Below are 17,021 nucleotides of genomic sequence, written 5' to 3'. Positions count from 1 at the left end.
GCCCTGCAAAGTCCCCCGACCGCCCTGATGGGGGAGGCATGGAAATTTCCGATCGCGATATTTGGATACAAAGCCTGGATAAAAACGATGAAATGCAAGGAAGGCGAAAAGCCAATGAGGGAGCGTACTTTTTCGTACGTGACCGAAATTGGCTTTGATGCCTGACACAGCAGTTCGCGTTTTTATACGGGCGGTCAGGATGTCTTCTTCCAGATATGCTGCGACAGCCCCGGATTTCCGGCCATGAAGAACTGAATCCTGTCTTCGTCCACCTTTATTCCAAGGTTTAGGATTCTGGGCGCTGGCGCAGGGGCTCCGGGGGCCTTGGCGGCATTCGGCGGAGGCTCGATCTTGCTGGTTATTTCAAACCCGTTTTCGGTTTTCTTCACGCTCGTTATGGGAATCTCCACCTGCCGGCCCTCCACAACCACCGTGAGCTTGTTCTCGGCAAGGTTGAGCCTGCTGGATTTGACCACGCTTGAAAACATGGCCTCCACCTCGGCCTGCTTTTCCCTGGGAAGGGCCTTGTAGCGGTCGGTGGTCTTGATTATCTCCAGGCTCTTTACGATGTCCACCGCATAATCGCCCGTGATGGATTTGAAGGAGGCGGCCCTGTCGCAGCCGAAAGAAGCTGCGAGGACGGCTGTGAGGGCGAAAATCAAAAGCGTTCTTTTCATTTATGGCTCCGAAGGGTTATTAAGTCGTTGGCTGTTCACTTTTTTGGGGGCCTCGGCCCGGTCCTTTTGCGATAGGTGTCCACGTCGGCGAGAAGCCCGGCCACGGCCTGCCGGAAGAATTTCATGGCCTCCTTGCGGACCCCTTCCTTTATCTGCAGCCGGTGGGAAAGGGTGGAAAGGGTGAAGCCCGTGAAAAAGTTGTCCAGAAACTCCGTGCCGCCGTTGACCCGCAACACTACGTCATCTTGGTAGGTCGTGTCAAAGGAAAGGCGCAGATTGGTGCCCTGGCCGTTGTTCGCCCTGAAAAAAACATCGGCGGCGGAGTTGACCTGGCCCGCCATGTCGCTTGGAATGGCCATGTTGACGAGCCAGGCCGGAACAACGTCGCCCAACTTGCCCGTGACCCTGGTTTTCGGTGACTCGGCCAGGCGGATGTCCAGGCTTCCCGCCTTGGGGGTGTTCTGATACCGGCAGGAGAACCGTATGCGGGGGGTGTCAAATTTTAGCCCATAAACGTCAACGTGGTTGTCTATGAAAACGTCGAAGGAATAATCCGTCAGCGCGGTGAGAAGCACGGCCTCGGAAAAGACCGGGTTGCCCTTGGCGTCGAAGGGAATTATTTTTCCGTCTCTGGTGAGGGATTTGAGGGAGAAGAAATCCTCCTTGGCGTCGACGAGCATTTCCGAAAGGATGTTGCCCTGCCTGTTTTTGAGGGTGACGCGGATTCGGAAAAAGCCCTTTATGTCCTTCACGAACTGATAAAGGGCCGGAAAATCCTTTGAAATCTCCTCCATTCGGAAAAAGGCCCGCACGGTGGAGCGGGTGAATTCGGTGCCGCCCAACCGGTCCCGCCGCAGAAGGCTGTGGTAGATATAAATGTATTTCTTGAAAACCACGGCGAAACGCGGGAAGGCCTTGTAGAACTCGGCTATGACCTGGAGGGCCTCCTCCGGGATCATGCGGGTGTCGCGGCCCTTCAGGGACTGCATGGCGAAGACGTTTTCCGGCGCGGTCACCTTCAAAAGCCCGGTGGTGAAGGCGACGGTGTTTTCATGGGAAAGCATCCCGGTTCCGATCTTGGCCCTGATCCTTCCCAGATAGGTCGGCCCGGCGGTCTTTTTGAGCCCCAGCTCGGCTATGAAATTTCCCAGGCCGTTGGGCTCCATGCACTCGATGTCGGCCATGGAAAGCCGCCAGTTGTATCCGGCGGTGCCGCGCGCGCCCTGGATGGCCACGCCCCGGAAGCCGCCCGGAAGCGCCCTCATGAACTTGTTGGCGTAAAACCTGGGAAAGCTGAAATTTTCCAGGCTGTCCGCCACATAGTCGAAAAAAGCCCCGGTGGGCTGGTCCATGACGATGTCCGGGCCGTTGAAGAAGCTCAATAGGTCATGGATCGCCTCCGCCCCCTGCCTGTTCGGGGCTGAATCGAGAAGGGCGTCGTCGAAATTGTATATTCCGGTCGCCCCTATAAGCAGAATCGCAAGCAAAACTTCCCGCATGGCCCCCCCATGTCGTGTACCCGGTAAGATTTTGTTGATGAGCCCTTAAAAAAACCCGAAGGTTTTCCATAGGGTTTTGATGGCGTACTTGAAATTTTTAATCACGATCCATTTTAGCATAGCCTTAAGGCAAAGGGATTTTTTTGCAGGGCAGCAGGTTCTGGTCCGCGAAAAAATTCGACCGGCCACCCGAAAGGTTGGCCGTAAGCAGCGTGTCCGGTGGCTGGAAAATGCGGATTGCAGGGAAGACGGCAGGCGGGAAGCCTCGCCGGGGGCCTCAAAAAAAGGCCACTCGGCTGGCCTTTTCAATCGTCCTGGCGGCTCATGCGCGCAAGCTGTGCGAAAACGTAATCTATCTGGTCATTCGTGGTTTCGGGGGTTATCACCACCTGAAAGGTGACCTGGACAACGGGCCGCACCTTTCCTCCTGTTTTTGCGATAAGGCCCGAAAGTTTTTGGGAAAAGATTTCAAGGCCCGAGCCTTCTGCGGCCTCCGAAGAGTCAGCCCGGCGGGCGGGCGGCCTTGCGCCGTGGCTCTTGGAAAGGTCCGCGTCCCTGAGCAGGCTGAAAAAGGCGGTCATCTTGCGGGCGGCCACGGGCCCGGTCCCTGTGTGGGAGGCGAACCAGTTCTCTGCGTCGATCCTGTTGGCCGAAGGGTCTGGAACCGCCTGCAAAAGCTCCGCAGGATAGACGTCAGCCAGTATTTCCCGGCAGACCCCGGCGTATTTGTCGTCCGCAAGCCAGCGCTCCATGCGGTCGGTGGTGCGGTTGTCTGCGGCCAGTATGCCCACGGCCTTGAGGCAGGGCGTGACAGAGGTTGTGACCGTCGCCTCCCTTACGTTCAGAACCCCGGCAACGTACTTGTCGGTGACGATTCCGGGGACGATGTCCGCGATGCGCTCCTTGAAGCGTTTGCGCAACGTCCACCAGTGCAGTATGGGCATGGTGGGAAAGGGGGTTTCTTCCTCCGGCATAACGGCCTCCAATTTGCGCCTGTATAAAAACGCGAATCGCTGTGTCGTGCATCGCCTCGCGGCTCGGTCACGTACAAAGGCGTACGCTCCCTCGCCGCTCGCTCGCACTCCTTGCGCTTCATCGTTTTTATCCAGGCTTCACAGCCTGCCTGAAAACGCTATACTTTAGCGTTGTTCACCGCCATCATCAAAAATGGCATCCAGGTTTCGCGTAGAGCCTTTTTTGATATGGGCTTCAGGTGAGTGGCGGGGAAAACGGGCAAGGCGGCCCGGAAAGGGCTCAGTCGCCGGAGCCCTCGTTGATCTTGTCCCGGAGCTTGCCCGAACACTTGAAGGTGACCACCTGCCGCTGGCGGAGCATGAGGTCTTCACCCGTGGCGGGGTTGCGCCCGCGCCGCTCGGTCTTCTTTTTGACGCAGAACTTGCCGAAGCCGGAAATCAGGACGTCTTCACCTTCCTGAAGGCTTTTTTTGATGATCTCTATGAGATCTTCGACAATGTCCACGGATTCTTTCTTGGAAAAACCGAGGTTGTAGATTTTTTCAACGATGTCGCTTTTGGTCAGAGCCATGAGGCCTCCCGTGGCGGCCAGGGGTGAGTACCGCGTTATTGTTGGGTTATTAAGCGGAGCATGATTCTTTTCCCTTTTTTAAGGGAATCCGGCCCGGAGAAGAAATGCCCCGATCTTCTGCCCCCACCCTTTTTTCGTGGAAGCGAAAAATGGAAATAAATAGCGCTCCTTCTAATATCTTGGAAACAAATTTCCGGGGCTTATAAACCGCGCCCGATTGCCGGGGTAAATGGCCGGGCGCGACAAAGAGGCCGGGAGGCGGGCCGATGTCCGCCGACGCCGTGAGGGTCAGGACTTGCGCCCGACGCCTTCTGCGGATTCTCCCGATCCGTCCCCGGATGCGCCCTTGATGCCGTAACCTGCTTCTTCGAGTCTTTTCACAACGTTGTCAACGTTTTTCATGATGCTGTCAAGCTCGGCCATGATGCCTGCGTCGAAATTGTCATCCACCGCACTGCTCCGTAACGGCAAATTGTTATGATGCAGCCTCCCAAAGAGGCCAAAAAATATTGTAAGTCCTTTGAAAAAGGCGCTAAGCGAAGCCCGGATAACAGTCTGAATATTGGCGATGAAGCACGGGCACTGTCAATTCGCGTTTTTAGACGGGCGCTCAAGGACGTTTTAATCGGGATAGGTGTCCAACCTATACGCATAATCGAAAAAATGCTCCGAATAGCCCTCTTTGGGATTGCAGCACGGCTCCCCGTCGGCCTCGGAGTCGTTGTCGCGTTTCCGGCCAAGGGCGTCCAGAAAGCCGTTTCGGGCGTCGTCGTAAAGCACGTTTTGCAGAAAAGCCGCCGGCGTCGTTATTTCGGGGTTGGCCGAGACAAAGGCCGAGGCCGACTCGATGAGGCTTTTGGCGAAACGGATATAGGTCATTGCGTCGACCTCATCGGTTTCGTAAAGGCCCACGAAGCCCGTGATGACCTCCCGCAACACGCCCTCGATGCCGTCGATGCACTTCATGAAGCGCCTTCCGAATCAACCGGTAGTGTATTTTGGCGGCGTCATCCCCAATGGCCGGGTCAGAGCCCAGGCAGGTGGGATTCGGCGCGAACAACCTTTTTTGTACGTCTGCGTCATTTTTTTTGAAGATAACCAAATTTAAATGCATTGTCAATCACTTAGCGAGCCGAATATGCCGATTTCCCGTCAGATGACCCGGCGGGGCCGAAATTGCCCTTCCTTGCGCCTCCCGTTCCGGGCGGGCGGAACCTGAAAACCTGTCGCACGGCTTCGATGAACGTTGGGTCAGGAAACGGATTCCGGGCGTTAACGGCGCGGGAAACCCTGCTTTCCTCCCCATCCCGCAGCCGCGCGACACCTTGGGCTTGACCTCGGACCGCTCCTTGGGATATTAAACGCGGAAGCGAGTGAAAAATTTGTCAATATCCTCCATTTCCATTCACCCCAAGGCGAAGCGAGCACCCATGACCGGATTATTCCGTCGCCTCGTAAAGCCCGGCCCAGCCATGCTCACCGTCATCATCGTTCTGGCCTGGACCGCAGCCTATGTCTCCCAGCTGTCCTTCCTGGACATGGTGGAGTTGAACACGGTCGATCTCAGGTTCAGGTTCAGGGGCGAGCGCCCGGTGGGGCCCGAAGTGGTGCTGGCCGTCATCGACGAGCAGAGCCTGAAGGAAGAGGGCAAGTGGATCTGGCCCCGCGAAAAGATAGCCCGCATGATCAAAAACCTGGCCGACGCCGGGGCCGCCGTGGTGGCCCTGGATATCGGTTTCCTGGAGCCGGACCCCAACAACACCATAAAACCGGTGGAGGAGGCCGAGCGCCTGGTGAAGGAGGCCGGGGCGCTCACCCCCAACCTTTCCGAGAGCTTCGGGCGGCTGAAGGAGGCCGGGGACAACGACCGGATTCTGGCCGATACCATAAAAGCGTCCAAAACCAAGGTGGTCCTGGGCTATTTTTTCCACATGGACCGCAAGGAGCTTGGGCGGCTGGACCAGGGCGAGATTGATTCCCAGGTTGAAAACGTGCGTTCGGGCCGCTTTCAGAAGATTCGGGAGACCAAAGAGGGCCGCAGGTTCACCGGGCTCCGCACGGCCATCATGCCTGCGGCCAACATAAAGATGATAGCCGAGACCACCGATTATTCGGGCTATTTCAACATGGTGCCCGACAAGGACGGCACCGTGCGCTGGATGCCCATGGTGATAAAGTGCGAAAACCACTTTCACGCGCCTTTGGCCCTCATGGCGGTGCGGGCCTTTCGGAACGAGGAACTCTCCCTTGAAATAGAGGATTTCGGCGTGAGCCACGTAAGAAGCGGCTCCCACGAAATACCGGTGAACGAGACCGGGCATCTGCTGATCAATTACCGGGGCGGGGCCAAGACTTTTCCGCACATCTCGGTTTCCAGCATCATAGAAAACCGGGTTCCCAGGGAGAACCTGAAAGGCAAGATAGTCCTCGTTGGGGCCACTGCGGTGGGCATCTTCGACCTTCGGGTCACGCCCTTTTCGGAAATTTATCCGGGTCTTGAAATCCACGCCAACGTGGTGGACAACATCCTGCACGAGGATTACCTGTGGAGGCCCAACTGGGCCACCATCTTCGACCTTGCCGCCATCGCATTCCTGTCCGCCATAATAGGGTTTTTCGTTCCCAGAAGCCGCATAGCCTTCGGCGCTATGGTTTCCGCAGGCATTTTCGCTTTTTATCTAATCATGTGCCAGTTCCTCTTTTCAAGCCAGGGACTTTTGTTGAACATCCTCTATCCGGGCGCGGCCATGATCACCACCTACGTGGCCATGACAGCCTACAAGTACATCTCAGAGGAGAAACAAAAGCGCTTCCTCAAAAACGCCTTTTCCACCTATCTGGCCCCATCGGTGGTGTCGGAGATAATAAAGAACCCGGACAAGCTGGCCCTGGGCGGCGAGGAACGCGAAATCACAGCGTTTTTTTCCGACCTCCAGGGCTTCACCTCCATCAGCGAGCGCCTTTCGGCACATGAGCTGGTGGCGCTTCTTAACGAGTTCCTCACCGAGATGAGTGACGTGATACTGGGTGAGATGGGCACGGTGGACAAGTACGAGGGCGACGCCATAATCGCCTTTTTCGGGGCCCCCAACGATTTGCCCGATCACGCCGCCAAGGCCTGCGTGGCCTGCGTGAAGATGCAGAAAAGGCTCGCGGAGCTTAGGAAAAAACTGGCGGCTGAGGGCAGGCCCGCGCTTCACATGCGCATCGGCATGAATACCGGCAAGGCCGTCGTGGGCAACATGGGCTCGGCCATGCGAATGGACTACACCATGATGGGTGATACCGTTAACACCGCCGCCCGCCTGGAAGGCGTCAACAAAATCTACGGCACCTACGTCATGATATCGGGCAGCACATTCTCGGAGGCCAGCCACGTGATCGCGGCCCGCGAGCTTGACCTCGTCATGGTCATAGGCAAGGGCGAGCCCATAACCGTGTACGAGGTTCAGGGACTTCCGGGGGAGGTTCTCCCCGCCCAGACCGAGGCCAACCATCACTACGCCAGGGGGCTTGCCGCCTACCGGGCCTTGAAGTGGGACGAGGCCATAGCCCATTTTTCGGACGCCCTTGCCGCCCTTCCCACGGATGGGCCCAGCATGGAGATGTTCCGGCGCTGCCAGAACTACAAGGTTTCTCCGCCCCCTTCCAAGTGGAACAGGGCTTATTCCATGAAAAGTAAGTAATTTGACAGGCTGTCGAAAAACGCGATCTGCTGTGTTGCGCATCGCATCGCCGCTCGGTTACGTACGAACATCCTGATTTAGCCCAAGAACTCTTCGATTTCTTGGGCGGGTACGCGCCCTCGCAGCTCGCTCGCGCGCCTTGCAGCTCATCGTTTTTCATCAGCCTGTCAGGCAGAGGTTTTTCGACTCACTTTTGCGGGAAATGAAACGGGAAAATAAAATGAAAAAATCCCTGGTTGTTTTTGTCGTCGCCCTGGCCGTTCTCTCTTCTGCCGCAGTGCTTTTCGCCGCGCCCAGGGGCGGGGCCGCCGGGACGCTCAGTTTCTACACGGGCGAGGTCATGGTGCAGGCAAAGGGGGCGGCCTGGCGCAAGGCAGGCCTGGACGCTCCCATATACATAGGCGACACCATAAGGACCGGGGCCGACTCCACGGCTGAACTCACCCTTTCGGACGGCTCCATCCTACGCATGGGCGCGAACGGTCGCCATCGGGTTGAAAAGGCCAGTTTCGCCGGGAAGGGCAGGGTGGTGAACGTCTTTTCCACCGCAGGACGCCTGTGGGTGAACGCCCGGACCGCCGTGGGCAAGAACTCCGAGTTCAAGGTTTCCACCGACAAGGCCGTGTGCGCCATAAGGGGCACGGCCTTTGACGTGAACGCCCAGGCCGCCGAAACCACCATCTCGGTTTTCGAGGGCAGGGTGGAGACCTGGGCCCAGGTTTTCGACAGGAGATATTCCGGGAGCGCGAAAAAATCCCAGGACAGGCCGGAAAAGGTGGCTGGTCCGAGCCCGGTGGCGGGACCTACACCCGTCACCATGGAAAAATGGGTCCAGATAGTAGCCGCCATGCAGCGCATAAGGGTGGACGCGAAAGGCGGCTTCGCCCTTTCCGACGTTGCCGCAGACGAGGCGGAAACCGACTCCTGGCTCAAGTGGAACCGCGAGCGCGACAGGATGAGGGATCAGTTGATCGCGCCCGAAGACCCCGAAGCCAAGTAGCGGGAAAAATTTCGATCACTCCGGTAACCCGGGAAAAGGGGAAAATGGACCGAATTGGTCCCATACGCCTGTCCAGCCGCATAGCCGCCGTTTTCGGGCTGGCGCTCATGGGTTTCGGCCTTCTTCTGGTCTCCATAGTGTCCAAGGGCATCTTCTTCAACATGGTGACCCAGCTGGACAACGCCCTTTACGGCCAGTTTCTGGCAAGCCGCATAAGGCTTTCGGCCAATGAGTCCCAGAAGCCATCCAACGTTGTCATCGTGGGCATAGACGACAAGAGCCTGGAGGAGCTTGGGGCCTACAACCCCGAAACCTACCGCATGTATCACGTGGCGGGCCTCAGAAACCTGGTTTCCGGCAGGCCCCGCGCCGTGGTTTTCGACATCCTGTTCGCCGATCCGCACCCGGACCCGGCGGTGGACCGCGCCTTGGGCGAGGCCATGAAAAAGGGCAGGGTGTTCTCCGTTCATTTCGCCGCGTCCGAAGATCACGCAGGCCACATGTTCGACCGGGGTGCCTACGGGGGGCTGTCGAACATAAAGAGTCGGGCGGTTCAGGAGGGCGGCTTTTTCTCCATGATAACCCCGGTTTATGAGTCCCTTTCGGGCTTCGGCATCGCCAACGCATACGCGGACACCGACGGAGTTCTGAGAAAGCTGCCGGTGGTCTTCAACGTCAACGGCAAGGTCTATCCGACCGTGGCACTGGAGGTTTACCGGGCGATTTCGGGAATACCCAGGGAGTCGGTCCGGTTTTCCCGTGGAAAGATACGGGTGGGCGAAAGGGCCGTTCCTTCCGACGCAGACCTTCGCACCAGGATTCCGCTTCTTGAGGACCAGTACCGCATAAGGCAGATTTCCTTCTCGGACGTGGTGCGGGGCCGGGTTCCGGCTGAATTTTTCAGGGACAAGGTGGTCTTCGTGGCCGCCACCGCCACCGGCCTTGGGGACAACAAGCTGGTGCCGGTTTACGGCTACGTTCCGGGGGTAAAGGTTCACGCCAACCTTTTGCTGGCCCTAGAGGAAAACCGGCTTCTGGACGAACTCACCCCAAAAGAGTATTATGTGCTTTTATGTCTCGCCGCCCTTTTCTACACCTTTATATTTTACAACAAGAAGCCGGGCGACGGGTTCGTGATAGGGCTTTTGAAGGCTCTTTTCAGGCGCGTGGTTCCCATGTGGCTTGCGAATGGCTTCGACCTTAGGTTCAAGAGGGTACAGGCGGCCCTTACAAGGTTCGCCCCTTATTTCCACTGGCTCAAAAACAGCTACGTGGCGCGTTTCACGGTTCTTCTGGTCAGGCGGACCCGTTCGAGGGTCCAGGACCTTCTGGTGCAGGTGCTCCAGTTGTATGTGGTTCTTTTTGTTCTGTTTCTTTATTTCGACTTTTTCGTGAAGCCGACTGCGCTTATAATCCAGTTGCTTCTGGCCTATATAATAGTGGGTGAATACAAGGACGTGGAAACGCTTCTGGCCCAGCCTGCGACGGCTGACGCGCCCAAGGAATGACCGGAAAATGAAATCCGCGCGATTTTTCATCATACCGCTTTTCGTGGGAATTTTTTTCCTTACCGGCTGCGCCGGGGCGGGGACCAAGCCCGTCAAGTTCGGCGGAACCTACGAGAAAAGCCCGGCCATGGACAAGAAGAAGCCCAGGACCGTGGCTGTTCTGCCCTTTACGGACGAATCGGGCTCGGCCCAGGGCGCGGCGGTGGTGCGCCGGGGCTTTTACAACCATTTTTCGTCCTTGAACTATCAGGACATGGAGTTTTTCAAAATAGACCAGCTTCTGGCCATGAACGGTCTGGCCAATCCCAAGGAACTGGCCCTGGCCACCCCCCAGCGGCTGGGTGAAATACTCAAGGTGGACGCGGTGGTCATCGGGCGCGTTTCGGATTTCGACAAGCTCTTTGCCGTGATCTACTCCGACGTGGCCGTGGGGGCTGATGTTTCCATGTACGACACCGCTTCCGGCGCGCTTTTGTGGAAGGCCCGGCACACCGTCCATTACCGGGCGGGCGGCGTCCCCCTGAGCATCGGCGGGTTAATCGGCACCGTGTTCGGCACCGCCATGAACGTGAGGGACATCCAGCTTTTCCGCGCCTGCGACGATCTTTTCCGGGACATGGTGAAAACCATTCCCGAACCCGCCCTGAGGGATGCCAGGCGTCCGCCCGAAATAACGCTTGTGGTGCAGGACACGCAGAACAAGCCCAAAAAGGCGGGGGACAGGATTCAGGTGGGCGTAAGAGGCACCCCCCACATGACCGCCTGGGCGGAATTCGGCGAGTCGAAGATCAAGATCGCCCTGGATGAAAGGGAGCCGGGCGAATACATAGGGGTTTACACCGTCCGGCCCGGGGACGGCCTTGCCGACGCCCTGGTCACCGGGCACCTTGCCGACAACGCCGGAAACGCGTCATCCTGGGTGGACCCGGTGGGAACGGTGAGCCTGGACACCACCCCGCCCAAGGCCCCCACGGGGCTTTCCTCCAAAGGCAAAAACCGCGAAATCCTTCTTTCGTGGAACAAGAACACCGAGCCCGACCTTGCCGCCTACCGGGTTTACGAGAGCGCCACGCCCCTCACGGGTTTCGGCGCGCTTGCCGACACCGAGTTTTCCGGCTTTACGGCAAAGGACAGGGAAAACCTGATCGCCCGCTTTTACAGGATAACGGCCCTGGACCGGGCCGGTAACGAGAGCCCCCCCTCTGCGGTGGCGGAGGGCGTGGCGGTTGCTCCGGGGCCTGTAAGGGTAAGCGGGGCCATACCAGCCGACGCCGTGTGGCGGGCCGGGGCCGGGCCATATATCCTGGAAGGCGACGTTACCGTGGCCGCCGACACCCTTTTAACCATCCAGCCCGGCACGGAGGTGATATCCAACGGAGGGGCGCTGGTGGTGAAGGGAAGGATTTCGGCCCTTGGAACGCCCTCCGATCTCATAAGGTTTTCCGGGCCCGAAAAGGGCGTATGGGGTGGAATCGTTTTCGAGGACACCGCCGAGCGGTCGAGCGTCCTTTCCTTTTGCCGGATAACCGGGGCCTCCACGGCGGTCACCTGCATTTCGGCCTCGCCCTCCGTCACCTCCTGCGAGCTTGAAAACAACGGCACGGGGCTTACGGCCTCAGGCTCCTTTTCAAGGCCCAGGGTTTCGGGCAGCATCATAAGGGGCAACCGCGAGGCCGGGGTCCTTGTGGAAAAGGGCGCTGCCCCGGTGATAACGGCCACTTCCATAACCAAGAATCTTGGGGGCGGAGTCCGCGCCCTGGACGGCGCAGCGGATATATCCGGCAACAACATCTACGACAACCATCCCTTTGACGCCGAAGGCCCCTTTTCGGGAAAGCCGGTGACCGCCACCGGCAACTACTGGGGGACCGCCGACGTCAAGGAGGTGCTTGCCCGCATATCGGGCCGGGTGGAGCTTTACGGCATCCTGGAAAGCCCCTGGCCGACGGGCAGGATGAAAGCCTTTCCGGTCCTGGAAAGCAGGCTTTCCGGCAGGGCCGACAAGGACGCCTTCTTGCTTTTGGCCAAAAGCCCGTATACAATTGCGGGTGAATTCATCCTAGACGGCTCGGCGCTTCTCATCATCCAGCCAGGGGTGATTATAAGGTACGAGGCCGGGGCGTCCCTTTCGGTGAACGACGGCGCTGTCTGGGCGCGCGGCAGGGCCGACGCCCCCATAGTGTTTGAAAGCGCGGCGGCAAGCCCGGCTCCCGGCGATTACGGCGAGGCGGTGAGTCTCAAAAGCCCGGCGGCCAGCGTTTTCGAGTACTGCGCGGTGCGTCACGCGGCCACCGGCTTCAACGTGGAGCGCGGGGAGAGCGACATCACTCGCTGCCACATAAGCCTTTGCAAGCAAAGGGGCATACGCACCACCAACGACGCCGCGCCCAAGGTGCTTTATTCCACCATCGAGAAAAACAGTGGAAGCGGCGGCATAGAATGCCTGGGGGTTTCGCACCCAAGAATCGCCTACTGCAACATAACGGAAAACGCCGTGGGGCTCCAGGCCTTCACCAGCATAGAGATACTGGCCACGGACAACTGGTGGGGCGTGGAAAAGCCCGACAACTCGGTGATATGGGGGGATAACGTGCGCTTTTTCCCCTGGCTCGAAGCTCCGAACCCGGACGCCTTTGTCATGAAATGATGGTTGGCCGGAAAACCGAAAAAGGCGCTGTTTCTTTCATGGCCTGCCCGTAAGATTTCCGGGCCGGGTCGCCACACAAGGAACCTTAAGGAGGAATCCATGAAGAAGCGCAGTCTAACGTTGGCGCTGGTGTTTTTTGTCGCCCTTTTGGGGATGGGTTTTTCATCCGCCGAAGCCCTTGCCCAGGATGGCCCATATATCCAGGATGTGGGAGGAAAGGGCAAGGTTGACTGGACCCAGGGCTGGATCGAGGCCGTGGGCACCGGCGCTCCCCCGGAAAAATACTACGGCAAGCCCCAGGCCCGGCCCATGGCCCTCCGCGCGGCCCAGCTGGACGCCTTCCGCAACCTTCTGGAAGTGGTCAAGGGCGTGCAGCTTACCTCCTCCACCACCGTGGAGGATTTTGTCACCACCTCCGACGTGATAAGGACCCAGGTGGACGGCATGGTGAAGGGCGCTCAGACCGTGAAGCGCGAGTACCTCTCGGACGGCACGGTGGAAGTCACCGTGCGCATGGCGCTTTCCGGCAATTTCACCCAGCTTCTGCTGCCCGTCGAGGCCCGTCCCGCGCCCACGCCGGTTCCGCCTTCGGTGATCGCCCCGGCCCCCCCGGAAGTTGTCGCTCCCCCCGCCGCGCCTCCGGCAGCCCCTCCCGCAGCCCCTTCGGCCCGCATTTATACCGGGCTCGTGGTTGACGCGCGCGGCCTTTCCGCCCGTCCGGCCATGTCCCCCAAGGTGGTGGACGAGGACGGCCAGGAGGTTTACGGCACCGCCTCGGTGAGCAGGGAATACGCGGTTCAGCAGGGCATGGCCGGTTACTCCAAGGACGTCAACGCGGCCCAGACCAATTCCAGGGTCACCAACTCCCCGGTAACGGTCAAGGGCCTTCGCACCGAAGGGGCCGGGCGCAGCGACATAGTGATCTCCCGCGCCGATGCGGCGGCCCTTCGCGCCGCAGGCCAGGACCTCTCCTTTTTGCAGAAGTGCCGGGTGATGATCGTCCTGGACTAGGGTTTCCGTCTCAGGGTTTTAACTGACACGAGTTGTTGCGGTTGCCATTAGCCTTGCAAGGAGTGAAACATGACGATGAAAAGACGCTCCTCCATAGTCTTGATGATTTTACTGGCCCTGCTCATGGTCTTTGTCACGGGCTGCCCCAAAAAACGCGCTCCCCAGGCGGTTCTGGACACCCCGGCCCATCACGTGACCAACGGCCACAAACTTCTGGACAGCGGGAAATTCGCCGATGCCGGGCGTGAATTCACCATGGCCACGGAACTCGACCCCAAGTACGCGCCAGCCTGGGCCGGGCTCGCTCTCGCCGCAGCCAGCACCGGTGATTTCAAGGCCGCCATGGAAAACCTGGACAAGGCCGCAGGTCACGCCAAGGGCGACGTACAGGACGCCGAGGTGGCGGTGGCGGGAATCAGGGTGCTTACCCTGGGCAAGACGAAAATCTCATCCGGGTGGCTGAAGAAGGCGATGTCCTCCTTCGAGAAGGCCGAAGAACTCACGCCCAACGACCCGGCCCCCTACTATTACATGGGCCTCGCATACAAGGACGCCTATGAATTTTCCGGCGCGGCCCGCATGTTCGCAAAGGTCGTCGAACTGAACGGAAAATTTCTGGGCGAGGCCAACAAGGCGTACGAGACCATCCAGAAGATCGAGCGGGCAAGGCCGGGCTCCGAGGTTGCCAGGAAAATCGCCCTGGTGGAGGCTCTCACCCGTGCCGACGCAGCAGCCCTTTTCATCGAAGAGCTTCACATCGACCGCCTGTTCGCGGCCAAGAAGACCTTCGACACCCGGTTCAAGAGCCCGGAGGACGCCGCCAAGCCTGCGGCCCCGACCGGCCCCAGGGCCAGCGATACGGCGGGCCACGTGCTCGCAACCGACATCGACGCGGTGCTTCTGGTGGGGGTGAGGGGCCTCGCCCTTTACCCGGACGGCGCGTTTCAGCCCAACGCCACCATAACCCGCGCCGAATTCGCCCTCATGATGGAGGACATCCTCATCAAGGCCACGGGCGATGAAGCGCTGGCCACCCGTTTCATAGACAGCCAGTCGCCCTTTCCCGACATAAGGAGCGACATGAGCTATTTCAACGCGGTGATGGTGTGCACGTCCCGCAACATCATGACCGCCAGGGACGTGGCCACCGGCGAGTTCGCCCCCCAGGGAACGGTTCCGGGCGCTGATGCTCTTTTGGCCATCCGCCAGATGAAGACCCTTCTGAAGGTGGATTTCTGACAATCGAACATAAGCGCCGCCTGCGGCCAACCGGGGCGGCGCTTGAAAACGGAGGCGTCATGCAGCGAAAAGTCGCCTGCCTCGTGGTTTTTCTGTCCGTGGCGTTTTTTTCCCAGGCCCTGGCCGCAGAAGGCAGCCAGGCGAAGGTGACCTTCATTTCCGGGAACGCCATCGTGGAAAGAAGCGAGGTAACCACATCCCAGCCCCTGAAGCTGAACGATCCCTTAAAGGCCGGGGACATGGTGACCACGGGGAAAAAGAGCCGCCTGGAGATCACCCTGCCGGACGGAAGCCTTGCCCGGGTGGATGAGGGCTCCACCCTGACCCTTACGGCCATGGATTTTGTCCCTGAAAAGAAAAGGGACATCAAAATCCGGGTGTCCATGGGCAAGCTGTGGGCCAAGGCGGCCAAACTCGCAGGCCTTTCCGGCGGTTTCGAGGTGTCCACCCACACCATGACCGCAGGCGTGAGGGGGACCGTCTACCGCGTCAACGTCAACAGGGATGACTCGGTCCTTCTGAAGGTCTACTGGGGCGAGGTGCTGGTCACCGGCAGGCCGCCTGCGGGTGCGGCACAGACCCCGGCGGGAGCGCCGGTCATGTCGGAGCCCGCCAAGGTTATGGGGCCGGTGCCGGTTGCGGGCCCCTCCAAGGTCAGCATGACCGAGTGGACGGCCATAGTCACCAACATGCAGCAGGTGAAGATAAGCCCGGACGGCTCGATCTCCGCGCCCCGCTCCTTCGATCCCATCCAGGACCGGGACGAGTGGGTCCGCTGGAACCAGTCCAGGGACAAGCTCCGTTAGCCTGCACTTGGGAGCCAGGGCAAACGCATATGGAAAGTTTGGAAAGGATTGCGGGGGAGGGTAGGGAAACTTTTTTTGGAAAAAAAGTTTCCCTACCCCGCACCCCCTCCCCTCCCTTCAAAAAAAACTTCAAATCTTGAATTTTATGGTTAATAATATGTTTTATCAATGAGTTAGGCAAAATATTTTACAAGGCTCCTCAAGATGAAACATAGGTTTCGATTAGCAAGGATTGCTGGAATCGATTTGAAGCATTTAGATTTTCCATATGCGGAGGCCCTGCCTTGGGAGCGGGTGGCGGTTGCGCGGGGGGTAATGGCGTGTTATAGGGGACCTGGATCATCCCGGCCATTTTGGCCGTATCAGCCTGTCTAAAACGCGAATTGAAAGAGCCCGCGCTTCATCGCCAATATTTAGACTGGTATCCAGGCTTCGTATCGAGCCTTTTTCAACAGGTTGGTATCCGAACGACTCGACACCGGAAGGTTGACTCAATGGAGCCCTTGGAAATTCTGGCCCACATTCCTCTTTTTTCCGGCCTTTCCACCGAAGACCGCGCAAGCCTGGCAGGCCTTCTGCGTGTGCAGAAGGTCAAGGCCGGGGAGGTACTTTTCCGCAAGGGGTCCGAAGGGACCACCCTTTACATCATTCAGACCGGGGCCGTAAAGATTGTCCTGCCATCGCGCCTGGGCGACGAGATGATAGTCACCATCTTTTCCGAGGGCGATTTTTTTGGTGAGATGTCCCTTTTGGACGGGATGCCCCGCTCCGCCGACGCAGTGGCCGTGGACCCCTCCCGGCTCCTTCTTTTAAACCGCACCGATTTCATGCATTTTTTAAAGAGGAGCGACGGGGCCATAGAGTCCATACTCTCCCTTTTATCCGCAAGGCTTCGGAAGACCGACGATCTTCTGGAAGACACCAGTTTTTTGAACATCCCGGCGCGTTTCGCCAAAAAGCTTCTGGAACTGGGCGAGACATTCGGGCGGCGGGACGGCGATGCCTTGGAAATAAGCCTCAGGCTCACCCAGAAGGACCTTGCCGACATGGTGGGCGCAACCCGCGAGAGCATAAACAAGGAGTTGCGCACCCTAAGGGAGAAGGGCATAGTCTCGTCCACCGGGCACTGCCTTCGCGTAAACGACGTGCCCCGGCTTTTGCGCCGAGTGCGCTGAACATCCATAACAGCCTGTCTAAAAACGCGAAGCGCTGTGTCAGAGTAAAGCGGGCGGGTCGTCATGTACGAAAAGTACTATTCCTCCCCGCCCGCTTCACTCTTCCTTGCGCTTCATCGTTTTTTTCCAGGCTTCATTCCAGCCTTTTTCGTAAGCCTTCAGGGGGTATCCTTACCCGGCGTTGGGCATGAATTTGAGGGCTGGCTGCTCTCCGGCGAAGAAGCTGCG

At 58.7% G+C, this 17,021-nt stretch carries 14 protein-coding genes; 8 read left to right on the top strand and 6 right to left on the bottom strand.

Translation table 11 applies throughout. The features are described 5' to 3' along the window. Positions 1-194: 194 nt before the first annotated feature. The 6 genes from HZB23_15995 to HZB23_15970 all read right to left on the bottom strand — a co-directional run bounded on the left by HZB23_15995 (position 195) and on the right by HZB23_15970 (position 4,687). Positions 195-677, bottom strand: a complete 483-nt coding sequence (locus HZB23_15995; GenBank protein MBI5846160.1) for a hypothetical protein — start codon at positions 675-677, stop codon at positions 195-197. A gap of 35 nt (positions 678-712) precedes the next feature. Next, a complete protein-coding gene (locus HZB23_15990; protein ID MBI5846159.1) occupies positions 713-2,176 on the bottom strand; it encodes a hypothetical protein in 1,464 nt (487 codons plus the stop codon). Between the two features lie 305 nt (positions 2,177-2,481). After that, on the bottom strand, positions 2,482-3,150 hold the full coding sequence (locus HZB23_15985) for a DUF5343 domain-containing protein (GenBank protein ID MBI5846158.1): 669 nt from the start codon (positions 3,148-3,150) through the stop codon (positions 2,482-2,484). Positions 3,151-3,430: 280 nt separating this feature from the next. Beyond that, positions 3,431-3,721 carry an integration host factor subunit alpha gene (locus tag HZB23_15980; protein MBI5846157.1) on the bottom strand — a complete coding sequence of 97 codons (291 nt, stop codon included), beginning with the start codon at positions 3,719-3,721 and terminating at the stop codon, positions 3,431-3,433. 288 nt (positions 3,722-4,009) lie between these two features. Continuing rightward, positions 4,010-4,171, bottom strand: coding sequence for a hypothetical protein (locus tag HZB23_15975; GenBank protein ID MBI5846156.1), 162 nt, complete (start codon positions 4,169-4,171; stop codon positions 4,010-4,012). Between the two features lie 171 nt (positions 4,172-4,342). After that, a complete protein-coding gene (locus HZB23_15970; protein ID MBI5846155.1) occupies positions 4,343-4,687 on the bottom strand; it encodes a hypothetical protein in 345 nt (114 codons plus the stop codon). 464 nt (positions 4,688-5,151) lie between these two features. Here HZB23_15970 and HZB23_15965 point away from each other — a divergent pair, with 464 nt between their 5' ends. From HZB23_15965 to HZB23_15930, 8 genes are all read left to right on the top strand, one after another. Continuing rightward, the gene (locus HZB23_15965) at positions 5,152-7,407 is read left to right on the top strand and encodes a CHASE2 domain-containing protein (GenBank protein MBI5846154.1); all 2,256 of its coding nucleotides are present in this window, start codon (positions 5,152-5,154) and stop codon (positions 7,405-7,407) included. Positions 7,408-7,627: 220 nt separating this feature from the next. Then, positions 7,628-8,407: a FecR domain-containing protein gene (locus HZB23_15960; GenBank protein MBI5846153.1), complete on the top strand. Its 780-nt coding sequence runs from the start codon at positions 7,628-7,630 to the stop codon at positions 8,405-8,407. A gap of 44 nt (positions 8,408-8,451) precedes the next feature. Then, entirely contained in the window at positions 8,452-9,915 is a 1,464-nt protein-coding gene (locus HZB23_15955) for a CHASE2 domain-containing protein (protein ID MBI5846152.1), read from the top strand. 7 nt (positions 9,916-9,922) lie between these two features. Continuing rightward, positions 9,923-12,562 carry a DUF799 family lipoprotein gene (locus tag HZB23_15950; GenBank protein MBI5846151.1) on the top strand — a complete coding sequence of 880 codons (2,640 nt, stop codon included), beginning with the start codon at positions 9,923-9,925 and terminating at the stop codon, positions 12,560-12,562. 99 nt (positions 12,563-12,661) lie between these two features. Then, positions 12,662-13,573, top strand: a complete 912-nt coding sequence (locus HZB23_15945) for an LPP20 family lipoprotein (GenBank protein MBI5846150.1) — start codon at positions 12,662-12,664, stop codon at positions 13,571-13,573. A 69-nt stretch (positions 13,574-13,642) separates the two neighbouring features. Then, positions 13,643-14,812 (top strand): S-layer homology domain-containing protein, encoded by a 1,170-nt coding sequence (locus HZB23_15940; GenBank protein ID MBI5846149.1) that lies wholly within the window; start codon positions 13,643-13,645, stop codon positions 14,810-14,812. A gap of 59 nt (positions 14,813-14,871) precedes the next feature. Beyond that, positions 14,872-15,618: a FecR domain-containing protein gene (locus HZB23_15935; GenBank protein ID MBI5846148.1), complete on the top strand. Its 747-nt coding sequence runs from the start codon at positions 14,872-14,874 to the stop codon at positions 15,616-15,618. A 494-nt stretch (positions 15,619-16,112) separates the two neighbouring features. Continuing rightward, positions 16,113-16,793: a Crp/Fnr family transcriptional regulator gene (locus HZB23_15930; GenBank protein ID MBI5846147.1), complete on the top strand. Its 681-nt coding sequence runs from the start codon at positions 16,113-16,115 to the stop codon at positions 16,791-16,793. The last annotated feature ends 228 nt before the right edge of the window (positions 16,794-17,021 follow it).

This window comes from Deltaproteobacteria bacterium, assembly GCA_016235345.1.
GTDB lineage: Bacteria > Desulfobacterota > Desulfobacteria > Desulfobacterales > Desulfatibacillaceae > JACRLG01.
This window is presented reverse-complemented; position numbering and strand designations above follow the sequence as displayed.